This window comes from Streptomyces sp. NBC_00433 (assembly GCA_036015235.1).
Classification (GTDB): Bacteria; Actinomycetota; Actinomycetes; order Streptomycetales; family Streptomycetaceae; genus Actinacidiphila.
Window position 1 is genome coordinate 4333068 of sequence record CP107926.1, and the last position, 15632, is coordinate 4348699.

Annotated in this window: 13 protein-coding genes; 8 read left to right on the plus strand and 5 right to left on the minus strand. The window is 72.0% G+C overall.

The window, feature by feature from the left end:
* Nucleotides 1-268: 268 nt before the first annotated feature.
* Nucleotides 269-1129, minus strand: coding sequence for an oxidoreductase (locus tag OG900_18290; protein ID WUH91861.1), 861 nt, complete (start codon nt 1127-1129; stop codon nt 269-271).
* Nucleotides 1130-1235: 106 nt separating this feature from the next.
* Between OG900_18290 and OG900_18295 the strand changes: the two genes are divergently transcribed.
* Nucleotides 1236-2258, plus strand: a complete 1023-nt coding sequence (locus OG900_18295) for an ATP-binding protein (protein ID WUH91862.1) — start codon at nt 1236-1238, stop codon at nt 2256-2258.
* Here OG900_18295 and OG900_18300 read toward each other — a convergent pair.
* Nucleotides 2239-3642, minus strand: coding sequence for a hypothetical protein (locus OG900_18300; GenBank protein WUH91863.1), 1404 nt, complete (start codon nt 3640-3642; stop codon nt 2239-2241). The two genes, OG900_18295 and OG900_18300, sit on opposite strands and share 20 nt — an antisense overlap.
* 265 nt (nt 3643-3907) lie before the next feature.
* Here OG900_18300 and OG900_18305 point away from each other — a divergent pair, with 265 nt between their 5' ends.
* From OG900_18305 to OG900_18330, 6 genes are all read left to right on the plus strand, one after another.
* Nucleotides 3908-6184, plus strand: coding sequence for a SulP family inorganic anion transporter (locus OG900_18305; protein ID WUH91864.1), 2277 nt, complete (start codon nt 3908-3910; stop codon nt 6182-6184).
* Between the two features lie 88 nt (nt 6185-6272).
* Complete coding sequence (acs, locus tag OG900_18310) at nt 6273-8231, plus strand: acetate--CoA ligase (protein ID WUH91865.1); 1959 nt, start codon at nt 6273-6275, stop codon at nt 8229-8231.
* A 193-nt stretch (nt 8232-8424) separates the two neighbouring features.
* The gene (gene nhaA, locus OG900_18315) at nt 8425-9816 is read left to right on the plus strand and encodes a Na+/H+ antiporter NhaA (protein ID WUH91866.1); all 1392 of its coding nucleotides are present in this window, start codon (nt 8425-8427) and stop codon (nt 9814-9816) included.
* A 92-nt stretch (nt 9817-9908) separates the two neighbouring features.
* Complete coding sequence (locus OG900_18320) at nt 9909-10412, plus strand: phage holin family protein (GenBank protein ID WUH91867.1); 504 nt, start codon at nt 9909-9911, stop codon at nt 10410-10412.
* 13 nt (nt 10413-10425) lie between these two features.
* A complete protein-coding gene (locus OG900_18325) occupies nt 10426-11382 on the plus strand; it encodes an alpha/beta hydrolase (protein WUH91868.1) in 957 nt (318 codons plus the stop codon).
* Nucleotides 11383-11535: 153 nt separating this feature from the next.
* Nucleotides 11536-11715, plus strand: a complete 180-nt coding sequence (locus OG900_18330; protein ID WUH91869.1) for a hypothetical protein — start codon at nt 11536-11538, stop codon at nt 11713-11715.
* A gap of 72 nt (nt 11716-11787) precedes the next feature.
* Here the strand turns inward: OG900_18330 and OG900_18335 are convergent, their stop codons facing one another.
* The 3 genes from OG900_18335 to nth all read right to left on the minus strand — a co-directional run bounded on the left by OG900_18335 (nt 11788) and on the right by nth (nt 14618).
* The gene (locus OG900_18335; GenBank protein WUH91870.1) at nt 11788-12987 is read right to left on the minus strand and encodes a MarP family serine protease; all 1200 of its coding nucleotides are present in this window, start codon (nt 12985-12987) and stop codon (nt 11788-11790) included.
* 90 nt (nt 12988-13077) lie between these two features.
* Nucleotides 13078-13785: a CoA pyrophosphatase gene (locus OG900_18340; GenBank protein WUH91871.1), complete on the minus strand. Its 708-nt coding sequence runs from the start codon at nt 13783-13785 to the stop codon at nt 13078-13080.
* A complete protein-coding gene (gene nth, locus OG900_18345; protein ID WUH91872.1) occupies nt 13782-14618 on the minus strand; it encodes an endonuclease III in 837 nt (278 codons plus the stop codon). The genes OG900_18340 and nth overlap by 4 nt, the downstream gene beginning before the upstream one ends.
* Nucleotides 14619-14883: 265 nt before the next feature.
* On the opposite strand from nth, the gene OG900_18350 reads away from it, so the two are divergent.
* Nucleotides 14884-15558 carry a Crp/Fnr family transcriptional regulator gene (locus OG900_18350; protein WUH91873.1) on the plus strand — a complete coding sequence of 225 codons (675 nt, stop codon included), beginning with the start codon at nt 14884-14886 and terminating at the stop codon, nt 15556-15558.
* Nucleotides 15559-15632 lie beyond the last annotated feature (74 nt).

The following is a 15632-nucleotide window of genomic DNA, read 5'->3' on the forward strand; positions in this document are numbered from 1 at the left end:
CCAGCCGCACCAGGTAACGGGCGAAGTCCCCGACCTGATGGGCAATATTCGCGCACGCACTGGTAACTCGGCGGACGTGCCAGCGGCGGCACCTCCATGGTGCCGCCGCATCTCTTTCCGGCCGGCACGCCGACGCGCGCCACGGGCGTACGGAGCCCGATGCGCGCCACGGGCGTAGGGATCCCTCCTGGCGCGGGCGTAAGGAATCAGGGCAGGGCGCCGCGTGCATGGTGCACGCGGCCCGGGGATCGTCGCCGCGACGAGAGGGTCAGGCGGCGCCGCGCTGCAGGGCCTCGCAGACCGCCACGCTCTCGCGTACACCCAGCTCCAGTGCCCGGCCGCAGTGGCCGATCCATTCCGCCATGCCCTCAGGCGTGCCCGAGGCGTAGCCCTCCAGGGCCCGCAGGTAGTCGGCCCGGCCCAATTCCGCGTAGCCGACCTCGGCCGGGCAGATGGACTTCGGGTCCAGGCCGCTGCCGATCAGCACGATGCGCTCGGCGGCGCGGGCGACCGGGCCGTTGAAGGAGCCGAAGGGGCGCAGGCACAGCAGTTCGCCGTGCACGACCGCCGCCACCACCAGCGCGGGTGCCGCGGTGCCGGCCAGCAGCAGCGCGGTGAGGCCGTCGAGCCGGGCATTGACCTCGGGAGGCGCCGGGAGGTCGATCTCCGCCACCGAGACCAGTGGCTCTTCCACCGGCTCACCGGCGAGCCTGGGCCGCCCGACCGTGTCGTCCACAGCCGCACCGCTCGCCGCCACCAGGTGCAGCCTGGCCAGCGCCTGCATCGGCGAGCGGCGCCACACCCCGAGCAGCCGGCCGGCCTCCGCGGTCAGCCGCAGCGCGGCCCCGACCGTACGGGCCTGGTCGTCGGCGGAGAAGTCGCTGCGCCGGCGGACCTCCTCCAGCGGCCAGTCGGCGCCGGCCAGCGCGGCCGACCCTCGGGCGCCGCGCAGCGCCGCCTCGGACGCCACCTCGTCGGAGCGGCGGCGCATCACCCGGTGTCCGTAGAGCTTGTCCACAGCCTGCCGGACAGCGTCGACGGCCTCGGGCACGCCGGGCAGCGTCCCGAGGACGACCATCGGGTCGGAGGACAGCCCCTGGGCGGCGGACGGATCAGCGTTCGTAGCCATGCCCACGACCCTACGCACCGCCCGACAGGGCAATCGACCACGATCGAGTGGCCTTTCCCACTCCGACTGGTCATCCTCCGTCACCATCCGACTACGCTAGGCGAACATGAAGATCGCTTTCGTCGGAAAGGGCGGCAGCGGCAAGACCACGCTCTCGTCGCTGTTCATCCGCCATCTCGCCGCCGCGCGCGTCCCGGTCGTCGCCGTCGACGCGGACATCAACCAGCATCTCGGCCCGGCACTCGGCCTCACCGAGGACGAGGCCGCGGCGCTGCCCGCGCTCGGCGCGCACCTGCCGGAGATCAAGGAGTATCTGCGCGGTACGAACCCGCGCATCGCCTCCGCGGAGACGATGATCAAGACCACCCCGCCCGGCGAGGGCTCCCGCCTGCTGCGGCTCACCGGCGCGGACGACGATCCGGTGCACGCCGCCTGCGCCCGCCATGTGGCGCTGGACGACTCCTCGGTGCGGCTGATGGTGACCGGCCCCTTCAACGAGTCCGACCTCGGGGTCGCCTGCTACCACTCCAAGGTCGGAGCGGTGGAGCTGTACCTGAACCACCTCGTGGACGGCCGGGAGGACTATCTGGTGGTCGACATGACCGCGGGCAGCGACTCCTTCGCCTCCGGGATGTTCACCCGATTCGACCTGACCTTCCTGGTGGCGGAGCCGACCCGCAAGGGCGTCGCCGTCTACCGCCAGTATCGGGACTACGCCCGCGACTTCGGTGTCGCGCTCGCCGTGATCGGCAACAAGGTCCAGGGCGCGGACGACCTGGCCTTCCTACGGGCCGAGGTCGGTGACGACCTGCTGGTCACCGTCGGGCAGTCGGACTGGGTGCGGGCCATGGAGAAGGGCCGCCCGCCGCGCTTCGCACTGCTGGAGGAGGCCGACCGGCACGCCTTGCGGACGATGCACGAGCGGGCGGACGCCGCCTACGAGCGCCGCGACTGGGCCCGCTACACCCGGCAGATGGCGCACTTCCACCGCAAGAACGCGGAGAGCTGGGGGAACGCGAAGACCGGGGCCGATCTGGCGGCCCAGATCGATCCCGGCTTCGTCCTGGACGAGACCGCGCTCGCCGCAGCCGCGGCGTGGCCCGAGCCGGTCAGCGCCCAGCCGGCCTGACCGCCTCGGGCAGCATTCCCGGGGACGCGGGCGCCCCGGGTGCGGCCGGGGCGCCCGGCGTGGTGGGCGCCCCGAGCAGGTAGGCGTCCCAGCCGCCCTTCGGGGCCTGCCCGACATCGAGGCCGCGCAGCCGGTCGAGCACCTTCGGGTCCTGCAGGTCCAGCCAGTCGGCGAGCTGCTTGAAGGACACGCACCGCACGTCCCGCTGCCCGCACACCTCCTTGACGGTGTCCTCGACGGCCTTCAGGTAGACGCCGCCGTTCCACGACTCCAGGTGGCTGCCGATGACGAGCGGTGCGCGGTTGCCGCCGTAGGCCCGGTCGAAACCGGCGACCAGGCCGTCGTACATCTGCCGGCCCCAGGCGGCGTGCTGCTCCGGGTCCCCCGTGCCGTCGTCCGGTGTGCCCGACTGGACCGACAGGAAGCCGTCGTCGCTGGACAGCGTCTCGACGTCCCGGCCGGGAACGGGGACGTCCTGGAGCGGGAAGTGCCACAGCCCGTCCGTCCGCGACGGCCAGACCTGCGGCTGTCCCGAGGGGTCGGCGGAGTAGCGGAATCCGGCCGCCTTCGCCGCGGGGGCCAGCCCCGCCGGGTCCGTACGGCAGGGGGCGCGGCCGCCGACGACGCCCTTCACGTAGTCGAAGGGCAGCGGGGCGAGCGCGGTGAGTCCGGTGTTGGTCTTCCAGTGCTGGGTGAAGTCCTGCGCCTGCCGGATCTCGCCGGCCCACTCCTCGGGGGTCCAGGCCCCGGGCCCGCTGTCGGCGGCGTCCTCGGCGCCGGCACCCCCCGGAGCGCCTCCCACAGCACCGCTCGCGCCCGCCGCCTGGTCGGCGGCGTCGCCGTCCTGACCGCAGAAGTGGCCGTTGAAGTACGTGCCGATCTCGCTGCCGTCCGCCCACGCGAGCCGCAGCTCTTGCAGGGTGTCGGCGATGGTCGCCCGGTCGGTGGGGCCGGTGTCGGAGGTGCCGCGCGGGTGGCGCGGCGGCGCGTAGTGGTCCTTGCGGTCGGCGGGCAGCAGGGTGGTCCCGCTGAGGAAGTACGTCATCGCCGCGCCGCCGCGCTCACCGACCCCGCGGACTTGGGACAGCAGCCGCCCGGAGTCCTCGACGGCGCCGTTCCAGGAGAAGACCACGAACTGCGGGGGCTTCTCACCGGGGCGCAGCCGGTGGAAGTCCGGCTGGTGCGGCTGCGGCCCGCTGTCGCCGGTGGAGCCGTCGCCGATCGACCGCAGGACGCGGGGCACCTGGGGTGGCGCCTCGGCACCGGGGCCGCCGGGGCCGTCCGAGCCGCGGTGGGCGCCCGCGCCCGACGAGCAGGCGCTGGCGCCCAGGGCCAGCACGGCGGCCGCGGCACCCGCGGCGACCAGGGACGGCGTCTTGCGCACGGAGTGCATTCGTACCTCGCATCGCAGGGGTCGGCGCGGGTGGCCACGAGCTGGATCCCCAAGCTGACACGGTCACGTTGGGTGGCGGCTTCGACCGGCCCGTTCATCTGCCGAATCACTCGATAGCAGTAAATAAGAGACGGATCCGACCTCTGGACTTCACTCTCCGCATTCGAGCCATTACTGTTCATTTACCGGCTCTTGAGAGTAGCGAGTGATGACACTGCGCTACCGAGTCCCGCCGCCCACCGAAGGAGACGGGAAAATGAGACTCCGCAGAAACCTCCATCGATCCGATCTGTCCGCCTCGATCACGGTCTTCCTGATCGCCGTCCCCCTCTCGCTCGGCATCGCGCTGGCGACCGGCGCGCCCCTCCAGTCGGGCCTGGTCGCCGCAGCGGTCGGCGGCATCGTCGCCGGCCTGCTCGGCGGGGCACCGCTCCAGGTGAGCGGCGCCGCCACCAGCCTTGTCGTGATCACCGCCGATCTCGTCCAGCGGTACGGCTGGCGGGCCACCTGCGCCGTCACCGTTCTCGCCGGGCTCGCGCAGCTGCTGCTCGGGGTGCTGCGGGTGGCCAGGGCGGCACTCGCCGTCAGCCCGGCCATCGTGCACGGCATGCTGGCCGGCATCGGTACGGTCATCGCCATCGGCCAGCTGCACGTCGTGCTCGGCGGCAGCCCGCAGAATTCGACGATCGACAACATCGCGGCGCTTCCCGACCAGTTGGTCGACAGCCATCCCGTCACCCCTTTCATCGGCGCGATCACAGTGGTCGTGCTGCTCGGCTGGCCGCGGCTGAGAGGCAGGGCCGGCCGGGTGCTGCGGAAGGTCCCCGCGCCGCTGGCCGCGGTGGCGCTGGCGACGCTGGCCGCCGCGAGCCTGTCGGTGCCGCGGGTCGAGCTGCCCGCCTGGCAGACACCCGCGCTGCCCGCGCTGCCGGAAGGGCCGGTCCTCGGGCTCGCCACGGTGGTCCTGACGGTGACTCTGGTGGCGAGCATGGAATCGCTGCTGTCGGCGGTCGCGGTGGACGCGCTGCAGGCCAGACGGGAGGCCGGCGCCCAGGTCCCGCCCGCGAAGCTGGACCGGGAGCTGCTCGGCCAGGGTGCGTCCAACATGCTGTCGGGGCTGCTCGGCGGGCTGCCGATCGCGGGCGGTGCGATGCGCGGCTCTGCGAATGTCGAGGCGGGCGCGCGGACCCGGCGGGCCACCGTGCTGCACGGCGTGTGGGTGCTGCTGTGTGCCGGCGTGGCGGGACGCGCGCTTGAGGCGATCCCGCTGGCGGCGCTGGCGGCACTGGTGATGCTGGTCGGGGTGCGGATGGTGAGCTTCGCGCACATCCGACACGTCCAGCGGCACCGCGAATTCCCGGTCTACGCGGCCACTCTGGGCACGGTGGTGGTCTTCGGGGTGCTGCAAGGAGTGGTCGCGGGCGGCGCGGTGGCCGTCGTCCTCGCGCTGCGGAGCCTGACCCGCACCAGGGTCACCGTGACCGAGGAGCCGCACTGCCACCGGGTGCGGGTGTCCGGGCAGTTGACATTCCTGGCGGTGCCTCGGCTGACCAGGGCGTTCGCCCAGGTGCCGGACGGGGCGAATGCCGTGGTGGAGTTGGACGGGTCGTTCATGGACCATGCCGCGTACGAGGCGCTGCGCGGCTGGTGCGCGCGGCACAGGTCACGCGGTGGCCGCGCGGTCTTCGGCGACGGCGCGGGACAGTCCGTCAGCGAGCCGGTCAGCGCGCACGCCTGCCGTCCTTGGACGCCGTGGCGCAACCACCACTGCACCCGGTCGGAAGTGGTGCCGGCCACCAGCGGCGGGCAGTTGCTCGGCGGGGTCAGCGCCTTCCAGCGCAACACGGCGCCGCTGGTCCGCGAGGAGCTGGCGCGGCTGGCCCGCGAAGGACAGCGGCCCGGCCAGCTGTTCATCACCTGCGCCGACTCCCGGCTGGTCACCAGCATGATCACCTCAAGCGGTCCTGGCGATCTGTTCACGGTCCGCAATGTCGGGAATCTCATGCCGCCGCCGGGCTCCGACGCGTCGTGCGACTCGGTGGCCGCCGCCGTCGAATACGCGGTGGACGTGCTGGAGGTCTCCAGCATCACGGTGTGCGGGCACTCGGGGTGCGGCGCGATGCAGGCACTGCTGGGCTCCGACCACGAGCCGGGCGCGCAGACACCGTTGGCGCGCTGGCTGCGGCACGGCAGACCGAGTCTGGCCCGGATGTCCAGGATCGGCAGGCTGGGGCGCGGCGAAGTGGCCCTCGCCGACCGCCCGGTGGCCGACGACCACGAGCGGCTGAGCCTGGTCAACGTGGTGCAGCAGCTGGACCACCTGATGGCTCACCCGTGCGTGGCCCGCCGGGTGTCGGAGGGCGCGCTCCAACTGCACGGCATGTATTTCCACGTCGGCGAGGCGCAGGCGTACATCCTGGACAACACGACCGGTGTGTTCGCCGCGGTGCGGCCGGAGGCCGGGCAGCAGGTGGTGCCGGCGGGCGACGGCGGTCCTGAGCCCGAGGCGTACGGGCTGACCGCAAAGGTCTAAACCATTTTCGCAGTGAACCCTTGTCAGGGTGCGCCAGGACTGATGAGGTAGTGCTGGGACATCCGGGACACCCTGACAAGGAGCTGGCGTGAGCAGCAACGAGAGCCTGGCCAACCTGCTGAAGGAGGAGCGGCGGTTCGCACCCCCGGCAGAGCTGGCCGCCACCGCGAATGTCACCGCGGCTGCCTACGAGCAGGCCGCTGCCGACCGGCTGGGTTTCTGGGCCGAGCAGGCCCGGCGGCTCAGCTGGGCGACCGAGCCGACCCAGACGCTGGACTGGTCGAAGCCGCCGTTCGCCAAGTGGTTCGCCGACGGCGAGCTGAACGTCGCCTACAACTGCGTGGACCGGCACGTCGCGGCGGGCAACGGCGACCGGGTCGCCCTGCACTTCGAAGGCGAGCCGGGCGACAGCCGGTCGATCACCTACGCGGAGCTGAAGGACGAGGTCAGCCGCGCCGCCAACGCCCTGGCCGAGCTGGGCGTCGGTGCGGGCGACCGCGTCGCGGTCTACCTCCCGATGATCCCCGAGGCGGTCGTCGCGATGCTCGCCTGCGCCCGGATCGGCGCGGCCCACTCGGTGGTCTTCGGCGGCTTCTCCGCCGACGCCGTCGCCTCCCGCATCGACGACGCCGACGCGAAGCTCGTCATCACCGCCGACGGCGGCTACCGGCGCGGCAAGCCCTCCGCGCTCAAGCCCGCCATCGACGACGCGGTCTCCCGCACCCCGCAGGTCGAGCACGTCCTGGTCGTCCGCCGCACCGGCCAGGACGTGGCCTGGACCGAGGGCCGCGACGTGTGGTGGCACGAGATCACCGGCCGCCAGTCCGTCGAGCACACCGCGCAGGCCTTCAACGCCGAGCACCCGCTGTTCATCCTTTACACCTCCGGCACCACCGGTAAGCCCAAGGGCATCCTGCACACCTCCGGCGGCTACCTGACCCAGACCAGCTACACCCACCACGCGGTCTTCGACCTCAAGCCGGAGACCGACGTCTACTGGTGCACGGCCGACATCGGCTGGGTCACCGGCCACTCCTACATCGTCTACGGGCCGCTGGCCAACGGCGCCACCCAGGTCATCTACGAAGGCACCCCCGACACCCCCCACCAGGGCAGGTTCTGGGAGATCGTCCAGAAGTACGGCGTCACGATCCTCTACACCGCGCCCACCGCGATCCGCACCTTCATGAAGTGGGGCGACGACATCCCCGCCAAGTTCGACCTGAGCAGCCTGCGGATCCTGGGCAGCGTCGGCGAGCCGATCAACCCCGAGGCGTGGATCTGGTATCGCGAGCACATCGGCGCGGGCACCACCCCGGTCGTGGACACCTGGTGGCAGACCGAGACCGGCGCCATGATGATCAGCCCGCTGCCCGGCGTCACCGCCACCAAGCCCGGCTCCGCGCAGACCCCGCTGCCCGGCATCGCCGCCACCGTCGTGGACGACGAGGCCAACGAGGTGCCCAACGGCTCCGGCGGCTACCTGGTCCTCACCGAGCCGTGGCCGTCGATGCTGCGCACCATCTGGGGCGACGACCAGCGCTACCTCGACACCTACTGGTCGCGCTTCCCCGGCCGCTACTTCGCCGGCGACGGCGCCAAGAAGGACGACGACGGCGACATCTGGCTCCTGGGCCGGGTGGACGACGTGATGCTGATCTCCGGCCACAACATCTCGACCACCGAGGTCGAGTCCGCGCTGGTCTCGCACCCGAAGGTCGCCGAGTCCGCGGTCGTCGGCGCCACCGACGAGACCACCGGGCAGGCGATCGTCGCCTTCGTCATCCTGCGCGGCACCGCGGAGGACAGCGCCGACCTGGTGGCCGCCCTGCGCGACCACGTCGGCAAGACCCTCGGCCCGATCGCCAAGCCCAAGCGCATCCTCATCGTCTCCGAGCTGCCCAAGACCCGCTCCGGCAAGATCATGCGCCGCCTGCTCCGCGACGTCGCGGAGAACCGCGAGCTGGGCGACGTCACCACGCTCACCGACTCCTCGGTCATGGACCTGATCCAGACCCGGCTGCCGAGCGCGGCCAGCGAGGACTGACCCGCGTCACGAAGGGGAGGGCGTCCCGGCACCGGGACGCCCTCCCCGCCGCGCCCCTCCCCCGCACGGGCTAGCCTGACGACATGTCGCGTCAGGATGGCGACAAGACTGAGGGGAGCGCCGGGAAGTCTGGTCGGCACACAGCGCTGCTGTGTCCACAGCCGGTCGAACGACTTCCAGGAGGCCCGCCCCCGTGTCCGAGACGAGGCGCCGCCGCACCGCCGTCCTGCTGGGCCGGCTGTCACTGCCCGAGCGGAATTTCCTCGCCGACGCCCTGCGCACGGAGACCGTCGGCGGTGTGCTGCTCCTGCTGGCCGCCGTGGCGTCACTCGTCTGGGCGAACACGTTGCACCACAGCTACGAGTCCGCCGCCGACTTCCACTTCGGCCCGTCCGCGATCGGCCTGCACCTGTCCGTCGCGCACTGGGCGGCCGACGGCCTGCTCGCCGTCTTCTTCTTCGTCGCCGGCGTCGAGCTCAAACGCGAGCTGGTCGCCGGCGAGCTGCGTACGCCGTCCGCCGCCGCGCTCCCCGTGATCGCCGCGCTCTGCGGCATGGCCGTGCCCGCCCTCGTCTACGCCGTGGTCAGCGGCGCCGGCGGCGGGTCGCTCAAGGGCTGGGCCGTCCCCACGGCCACCGACATCGCCTTCGCGCTGGCGGTGCTCGCCGTCATCGGCACCGCGCTGCCGGCCGCGCTGCGCGCGTTCCTGCTCACGCTCGCCGTCGTCGACGACCTCATCGCGATCCTGATCATCGCCGTCTTCTTCACCTCGACGATCAACTTCGCGGCGCTGGCCGGCGCCGCCGCCTGCCTGGTGCTCTTCTGGCTGCTGCTGCACGCGGGAGTACGCGGCTGGTACGTCTACCTGCCGCTCGCCCTGGTCATCTGGGCGCTGATGCTCAACAGCGGGGTGCACGCCACCATCGCGGGCGTGGCCATGGGCCTGATGCTGCGCTGCACCACCCGCGACGGCGAGCGCCAGTCCCCAGGCGAGCACATCGAGCACCTGGTGCGCCCGCTGTCCGCGGGCCTGGCCGTACCGCTGTTCGCGCTGTTCAGCGCGGGTGTGACGGTGTCGGCGCACGTGCTGGGCGACGTCTTCGCCAAGCCCGAGACGCTGGGCGTGGTCATCGGCCTGGTCGTCGGCAAGACCGTCGGCGTCTTCGGCGGCACCTGGTCCGCGGCCCGCTTCACCCGCGCCACGCTGAACCCCGATCTGTCGTGGCCCGACGTCTTCGCCGTGTCCACGCTGGCCGGTATCGGCTTCACCGTCTCGCTGCTGATCGGCGAACTGGCCTTCGACGGCGACCCGCTGCTCACCGACGAGGTCAAGGCCGCCGTCCTGGTCGCCTCGGTCATCTCCGCGGTGCTGGCCGCGACCCTGCTCAAGCTGCGCAACAACATCTACCGGCGGTTGTACGACAACGAGGAGCGCGACGAGGACGGCGACGGCATCCCCGACATCTACGAGGAGGACGAGCCCGCCTACCACCTCAGGATGGCCGAGATCCTGGAGCGCAAGGCCGCGGAACACCGCAGGCTCGCCCAACTGGCCCGCCGCGACGGCGGACCTGAGAACATCTGAGGCATGATCGGGTCAGCGAACGGTCGGAGCACCGGTCTCCGACCGGGACCCGTACCGCCCCCGCAGTGGACGACGGAATGACGGAGGACGCGATGAGCGAAGCCCACAACGGTGACGGCCGCAGCATCGGGCAGCTTTTCGCCGCCGCCACGGCGGAGATGAGCGCCCTGGTGCACGACGAGATCGCCCTCGCCAAGGCCGAGCTGCGGCAGGACGCCAAGCGCGCCGCCTTCGGCAGCGGTGCGCTGATCGGCGCGGTGACACTGCTCTTCTTCTCGGTGCCGATGCTCAGCTTCGCCTCGGCGTACGGCCTGCAGGCGCTCGGCCTCACCCTGGGCTGGTCGTTCCTGATCGTCTTCGGCGCCTTCGTGGTGCTGGCGTTGCTGCTCGCCGCGTTCGCCTACGGGCGGTTCAAGAAGGTGAAGAAGCCGGAGCGTTCGATCGCGTCGGCGAAGGAGACCGCGGCGGTGCTGCAGAAGGCCAAGCCGCACCCGCGCGAGCTGACCGACGGCGCCGTGCCCGCCTTGGGCAGCGGTGCCACCGAGTCCGCACGGCTCCTGCCCACCGCGGACGCCCCGGCCCGCACCAAGATGTGACACGCTCTGGGGCATGAACCTCGCCGACGGGTCGGAAAACCCGTGGAAAAAAGGCGGGTCGAGCGCGTCGGTGGCCCGGCCCGACGGCCCCTGGACGCACCGCGACGTGGCCGCCAACGGCGCCCGCTTCCACATCGCCGAGGTCGGTGACGGGCCGCTGGTGCTGTTCCTGCACGGCTTCCCGCAGTTCTGGTGGACCTGGCGGCACCAGCTCACCGCGCTGGCGGACGCCGGCTACCGCGCGGTGGCGATGGACCTGCGCGGGGTCGGCGGCAGCGACCGTACGCCCCGCGGCTACGACCCGGGCAACCTCGCGCTCGACGTGACCGGGGTGATCCGCTCCCTCGGTGAGCCGGACGCCGCCCTCGTCGGCCACGACCTGGGCGGATATCTGGCCTGGACGGCGGCGGCGATGCGGCCCAAGCTGGTGCGCAGGCTCGCGGTCTGCTCGATGCCGCACCCCCGCCACTGGCGCAGCGCGATGCTGACCGACCTGCGGCAGAGCCGCTCGGGGGCGTACATCTGGGGCTTCCAGCGGCCGTGGCTGCCCGAGCGGCAGCTGGTCGCGGACGACGCGGCGCTGGTGGGGAAGCTGATCCACTCCTGGTCGGGGCCCTCGCTGCCCGACGACGAGGCGATCGACGTCTACCGGCGGGCGATGCAGATCCCGTCCACCGCGCACTGCGCGATAGAGCCCTACCGCTGGCTGGTGCGGTCGATGGCGCGGCCCGACGGCATCCAGTTCAACCGCAGGATGAAGCGGCCGGTCAGGGTGCCGACGCTGCATCTGCACGGTTCGCTCGACCCGGCGATCAGGACGGCCAGCGCGGCCGGCAGCGGCGAATACGTCGAGGCGCCCTACCGCTGGCGGCTCTTCGACGGCCTCGGGCACTTCCCGCACGAGGAGGATCCGGCCGCCTTCTCCGCCGAGCTGATCAACTGGCTCAAGGACCCCGAGCCGGACCGCTGACCGTACGCGCCCGCCGCTCCCGTTGCCGCCTTTCCCTCTCGTCACGCCGGAACCGGTACGACAAGCCCACGATCGTTAAAATGCCGGGCGCATACGCCAACAGGAGCAGCAAAGGGCGATTACCGACCAAGAGGCGCGGGCACGTAGCTCGGTATGGGTTGGACGCACGACTACCGTGATGTGTCACGCAATCGCAGAAGCACCTCCGCCGCCGTCAGCAGTACGGCGCCCATGGACCTCTTCCCGCCGGGCGAGGCCCGGCTGGGCATTCCGCGCATCCTCAGGCGCCGGGCCAGGTGGGTCGGCGCCAGGCTGCGCCATCCGCGCGACTGACAGCGCAGCCGACACCGGGAGAACCGGGACCGGGACCGAGGCCGCGGCCGGCGCCCAGGCGCCGGCCCGGCCTCACAGCGCGCAGCCCTGGCTGTCCACCTGCCGGTCCGCGGTACGTCCCGCGGCCACGTCGGGGGCGATCTCGTCGGCGGTCAGGGCGTAACCGGTGTTGGAGTCGTCGAGCGACTTGGCGAAGACCACTCCGGCGACCCGCCCGTCCGTGCTGAGCAGCGGGCCGCCGGAATTGCCCTGCCGGACAGTCGCGTAGAGCGAGTAGACGTCGCGATGGACCGTGCCGCGGTGGTAGATGTCCGGGCCGTTGGCCTGGATACGGTCGCGGACGCGGGCGGCGCGCACGTCGAAGGCGCCGTTCTCCGGGAAACCGGCCACGATCGCGTCGTCGCGGCTGCGCTCGTCGGTCGTGGCGAGGCTCAGCCACGGCGCGTCGAGTCCGGGCACGTCCAGCACCGCGATGTCGCGCTGCCAGTCGTAGAGCACCACCCGGGCATCGTGCAGCTTCCCCTTGCCGCCGACCTGCACGGTCGGCTCGGAGACGCCGCCGACGACGTGCGCGTTCGTCATGACCCGGTCCTTGGCGAACACGAAGCCGGAGCCTTCCAGCACCTTCCCGCAGCTGGGCGCGGTGCCGACCACCTTCACGATGCTCTTCCTGGCGTCCGTCACGACCCGGCTGTCGACCAGCGCGGGGTCGGGGGCGGGCACCGAGGTGATCGGCTCGGAGCCGAAGGTCCCGAAGACCTGCGGCAGGCCGTTCTGCGCCAGGGTCGAGCTGAAGTCGGTGAACCAGGTGTCGGCCTGCGACGGCATCACCCGCGACACCCCGAGCAGCACCTTCGAGGACCGCACCTCGCGCCCTATCGTCGGCAGCGCCGTGGTGGCCAGGGCGCTGCCGATCAGCCACGCGACCAGCAGCATCGCCAGGACGTTGACCATCGCGCCGCCGCTCGCGTCGATCGCGCGGGCCGGTGACCAGGTGATCTTCGTGCGGACCTTGTTGCCCAGATGGGTGGTGAACGCCTGCCCCACCGACGCGCACACGATGACGATCGCCACCGCGGTCACCACCGCCACGGAACCCGGGGTCGCGTCACCGGTCGCCTTGTCCCACAGCAGCGGCAGCAGGTAGATCGCGACGAGCCCGCCGCCGAGGAAGCCGACCACCGACATGATGCCGACGACGAAGCCCTGCCGGTAGCCGATCACGGCAAACCAGACGGCGGCGAGGATGAGCAGGAAGTCCAGCGCGTTCACGGGGAACACGGTCTCATGGCGACCTGAGCACGCGGGACGGTACGGCCTTCACAACTACGTACGGGTGCCGGTCGCCGTGGACGGGCCCCTCTAGAGGCGGCCGAGCGGGACGGTGCGGTCCTCGTCCCAGGGCAGCTCCCAGCCGGCGAAGTGCAGGATCTTGTCGATCAGGCCCGCCGTGAAGCCCCAGACCAGGGCGTCCCTGACCAGGAAGGCCGGGCCGCGGAAGCCGCTGGGGTGGGTGAGGGTCGCGCGGTTGGCCGGATCGGTCAGCTCCGCGAGCGGGACCCGGAAGACCCGGGCGGTCTCGGCCGGGTCGACCACGCCGACCGGGCTCGGGGCACGCCACCAGCCGAGCACCGGGGTCACCACGAAGCCGCTGACCGGGATGTAGAGCCGCGGCAGCACACCGAAGAGCTGCACTCCCGACGGGTCGAGGCCGGTCTCCTCGCGGGCCTCGCGCAGCGCCGCACGCAGCGGCCCGTCACCGTCGGCGTCGCCGTCCTCCGGGTCGAGGGCGCCGCCGGGGAAGGAGGGCTGCCCGGCGTGCGAGCGCAGGGCCGCGGACCGCTCGATGAGCAGCAGATCGGGCGCGGGCCCCGCACCGCCGCCGTCCCCCTCGCCGAAGAGGATGAGGACCGCCGACTGGCGCCCCCCGGCCGCGGGCGGCAGGAAGCGGCTCAGCTGCTCGGGACGTATCCCGTCCGCCGCGTCCGCGACCGGGCCGAGCCAGCCGGGCAGCCCGTCCCGGCTGACCGCCACCTCGGGCCCCGCCCCCGTCCCCCGTGCCTGCGTCATGAGGCCGCCAGCGGGGGCGCGGGCTGCCCCGGATAGTCCACCGGCGGCTTCAGCCGCTGGCCGGGGGCGCCGCCCTTCTCGTACTTGAGCAGCTTCTTCGCCTTCTCCGGGTCCATCTCGCCCTCGCCGTACGACGGGCACAGGTGCGCGATGGGGCAGGCGCCGCAGGCCGGCTTGCGGGCATGGCAGATCCGGCGGCCGTGGAAGACGACGCGGTGCGACAGCATCGTCCACTCCGACTTCGGGAAGAGCCCCGCGACATCCTGCTCGACCTTCTCCGGGTCCTCCGAGGTGGTCCAGCCGAAGCGCCGGGACAGCCGCCCGAAGTGCGTGTCCACCGTGATCCCCGGCACCCCGAAGGCATTGCCGAGCACCACATTGGCCGTCTTGCGGCCGACACCCGGCAGCTTGACCAGGTCCTCCAGGCGGCCGGGCACCTCGCCGCCGAAGTCGTCGCGCAGCGCCACGGACAGGCCGAGCACCGAGCGCGCCTTGGCGCGGAAGAAACCGGTGGGCCGCAGGATCTCCTCCAGCGCCGCCGGCTGCGCCGCCGCCATCGCCTCCGGCGTCGGATACAGCGCGAACAGCGCCGGCGTCGTCTGATTCACCCGCAGGTCGGTCGTCTGCGCGGACAGCACGGTGGCGATCAGCAGCTCGAAGGGATTCTCGAAATCCAGCTCGGGATGGGCGTACGGATACACCTCGGCCAGTTCGCGGTTGATCCGCCGGGCCTGCCGCACAAGCCCCGTATGCGTCTGCGCGACCTTCGCCTTCTTCTTGACCCCGGCCCCGCCGGCCGCGGCCCCGCTCGTCGCGCCACTACTCGTCGCCATGCCGCCAGACTACGGGCCGCCACCGACACCCGGCGGAGATCCGTTTCGCCGGTGCCGTCGCCCCTTCCCGGCGGGTTGTTCGCTGACAGCGGAATTCGCCGTCGCTGCCACCCGTTCAGCCGCCGAGGACACCTCACGCGACGCCCAATCGGACCCCCGGAGCACGGATACGGCCCCGGATGCGACATCCTTGTGATTGATCGCACTGTTTGTAGACGTCATGCATCATGGGGACATCCCAGCGATGCCGACAAGGAGATAGCTCGTGGACGACGTTCTGCGCCGTGCCCCGCTCTTCGCGGCGCTCGACGACGAGCAGGCCGCTGAACTGCGTGCCTCCATGACCGAGGTCACGCTCGCGCGTGGCGACTCGCTGTTCCACGAGGGCGACCCCGGGGACCGGCTGTACGTCGTCACCGAAGGCAAGGTGAAGCTGCACCGCACCTCGCCCGACGGCCGGGAGAACATGCTGGCCGTGGTCGGACCCGGTGAGCTGATCGGAGAGCTGTCGCTCTTCGACCCCGGTCCGCGCACCGCCACCGCCACCGCACTGACCGAGCTGAAGCTGCTCGGGCTGGGCCACGGCGACCTGCAGCCCTGGCTGAACGTACGGCCCGAGGTCTCCACGGCGCTGCTGCGCGCGGTCGCCCGCAGGCTGCGGCGCACCAACGACGTCATGTCCGACCTGGTCTTCTCCGACGTCCCCGGGCGTGTCGCCAAGGCGCTGCTCGACCTCTCCCGCCGCTTCGGCGTCCAGTCGGAGGAAGGCATCCACGTCGTCCACGACCTCACGCAGGAGGAGCTGGCCCAGCTCGTCGGCGCGTCGCGCGAGACCGTGAACAAGGCTCTCGCCGACTTCGCCGGGCGCGGGTGGCTCCGCCTTGAGGCCCGCGCGGTCATCCTGCTCGACGTCGAGCGCTTGGCGAAGCGCAGTCGCTGACGCTGGTTTCGCGGCGCCGTGCCGCTCGCGGTGGGCTTTGCTGCTTTCCCACCGCTGTGGCTGAGCGCGCGGTC

What these genes read in the sequence shown, in the direction of transcription:
- OG900_18325 (WUH91868.1), top strand. Translation starts at nt 10,426, where the DNA reads ATGAACCTCGCCGACGGGTCGGAAAACCCGTGGAAAAAAGGCGGGTCG.
- OG900_18340 (WUH91871.1), bottom strand. Translation starts at nt 13,785, where the DNA reads ATGACGCAGGCACGGGGGACGGGGGCGGGGCCCGAGGTGGCGGTCAGC.
- OG900_18290 (WUH91861.1), bottom strand. Translation starts at nt 1,129, where the DNA reads ATGGCTACGAACGCTGATCCGTCCGCCGCCCAGGGGCTGTCCTCCGAC.
- OG900_18295 (WUH91862.1), top strand. Translation starts at nt 1,236, where the DNA reads ATGAAGATCGCTTTCGTCGGAAAGGGCGGCAGCGGCAAGACCACGCTC.
- nth (WUH91872.1), bottom strand. Translation starts at nt 14,618, where the DNA reads ATGGCGACGAGTAGTGGCGCGACGAGCGGGGCCGCGGCCGGCGGGGCC.
- OG900_18305 (WUH91864.1), top strand. Translation starts at nt 3,908, where the DNA reads ATGAGACTCCGCAGAAACCTCCATCGATCCGATCTGTCCGCCTCGATC.
- OG900_18330 (WUH91869.1), top strand. Translation starts at nt 11,536, where the DNA reads ATGGGTTGGACGCACGACTACCGTGATGTGTCACGCAATCGCAGAAGC.
- OG900_18320 (WUH91867.1), top strand. Translation starts at nt 9,909, where the DNA reads ATGAGCGAAGCCCACAACGGTGACGGCCGCAGCATCGGGCAGCTTTTC.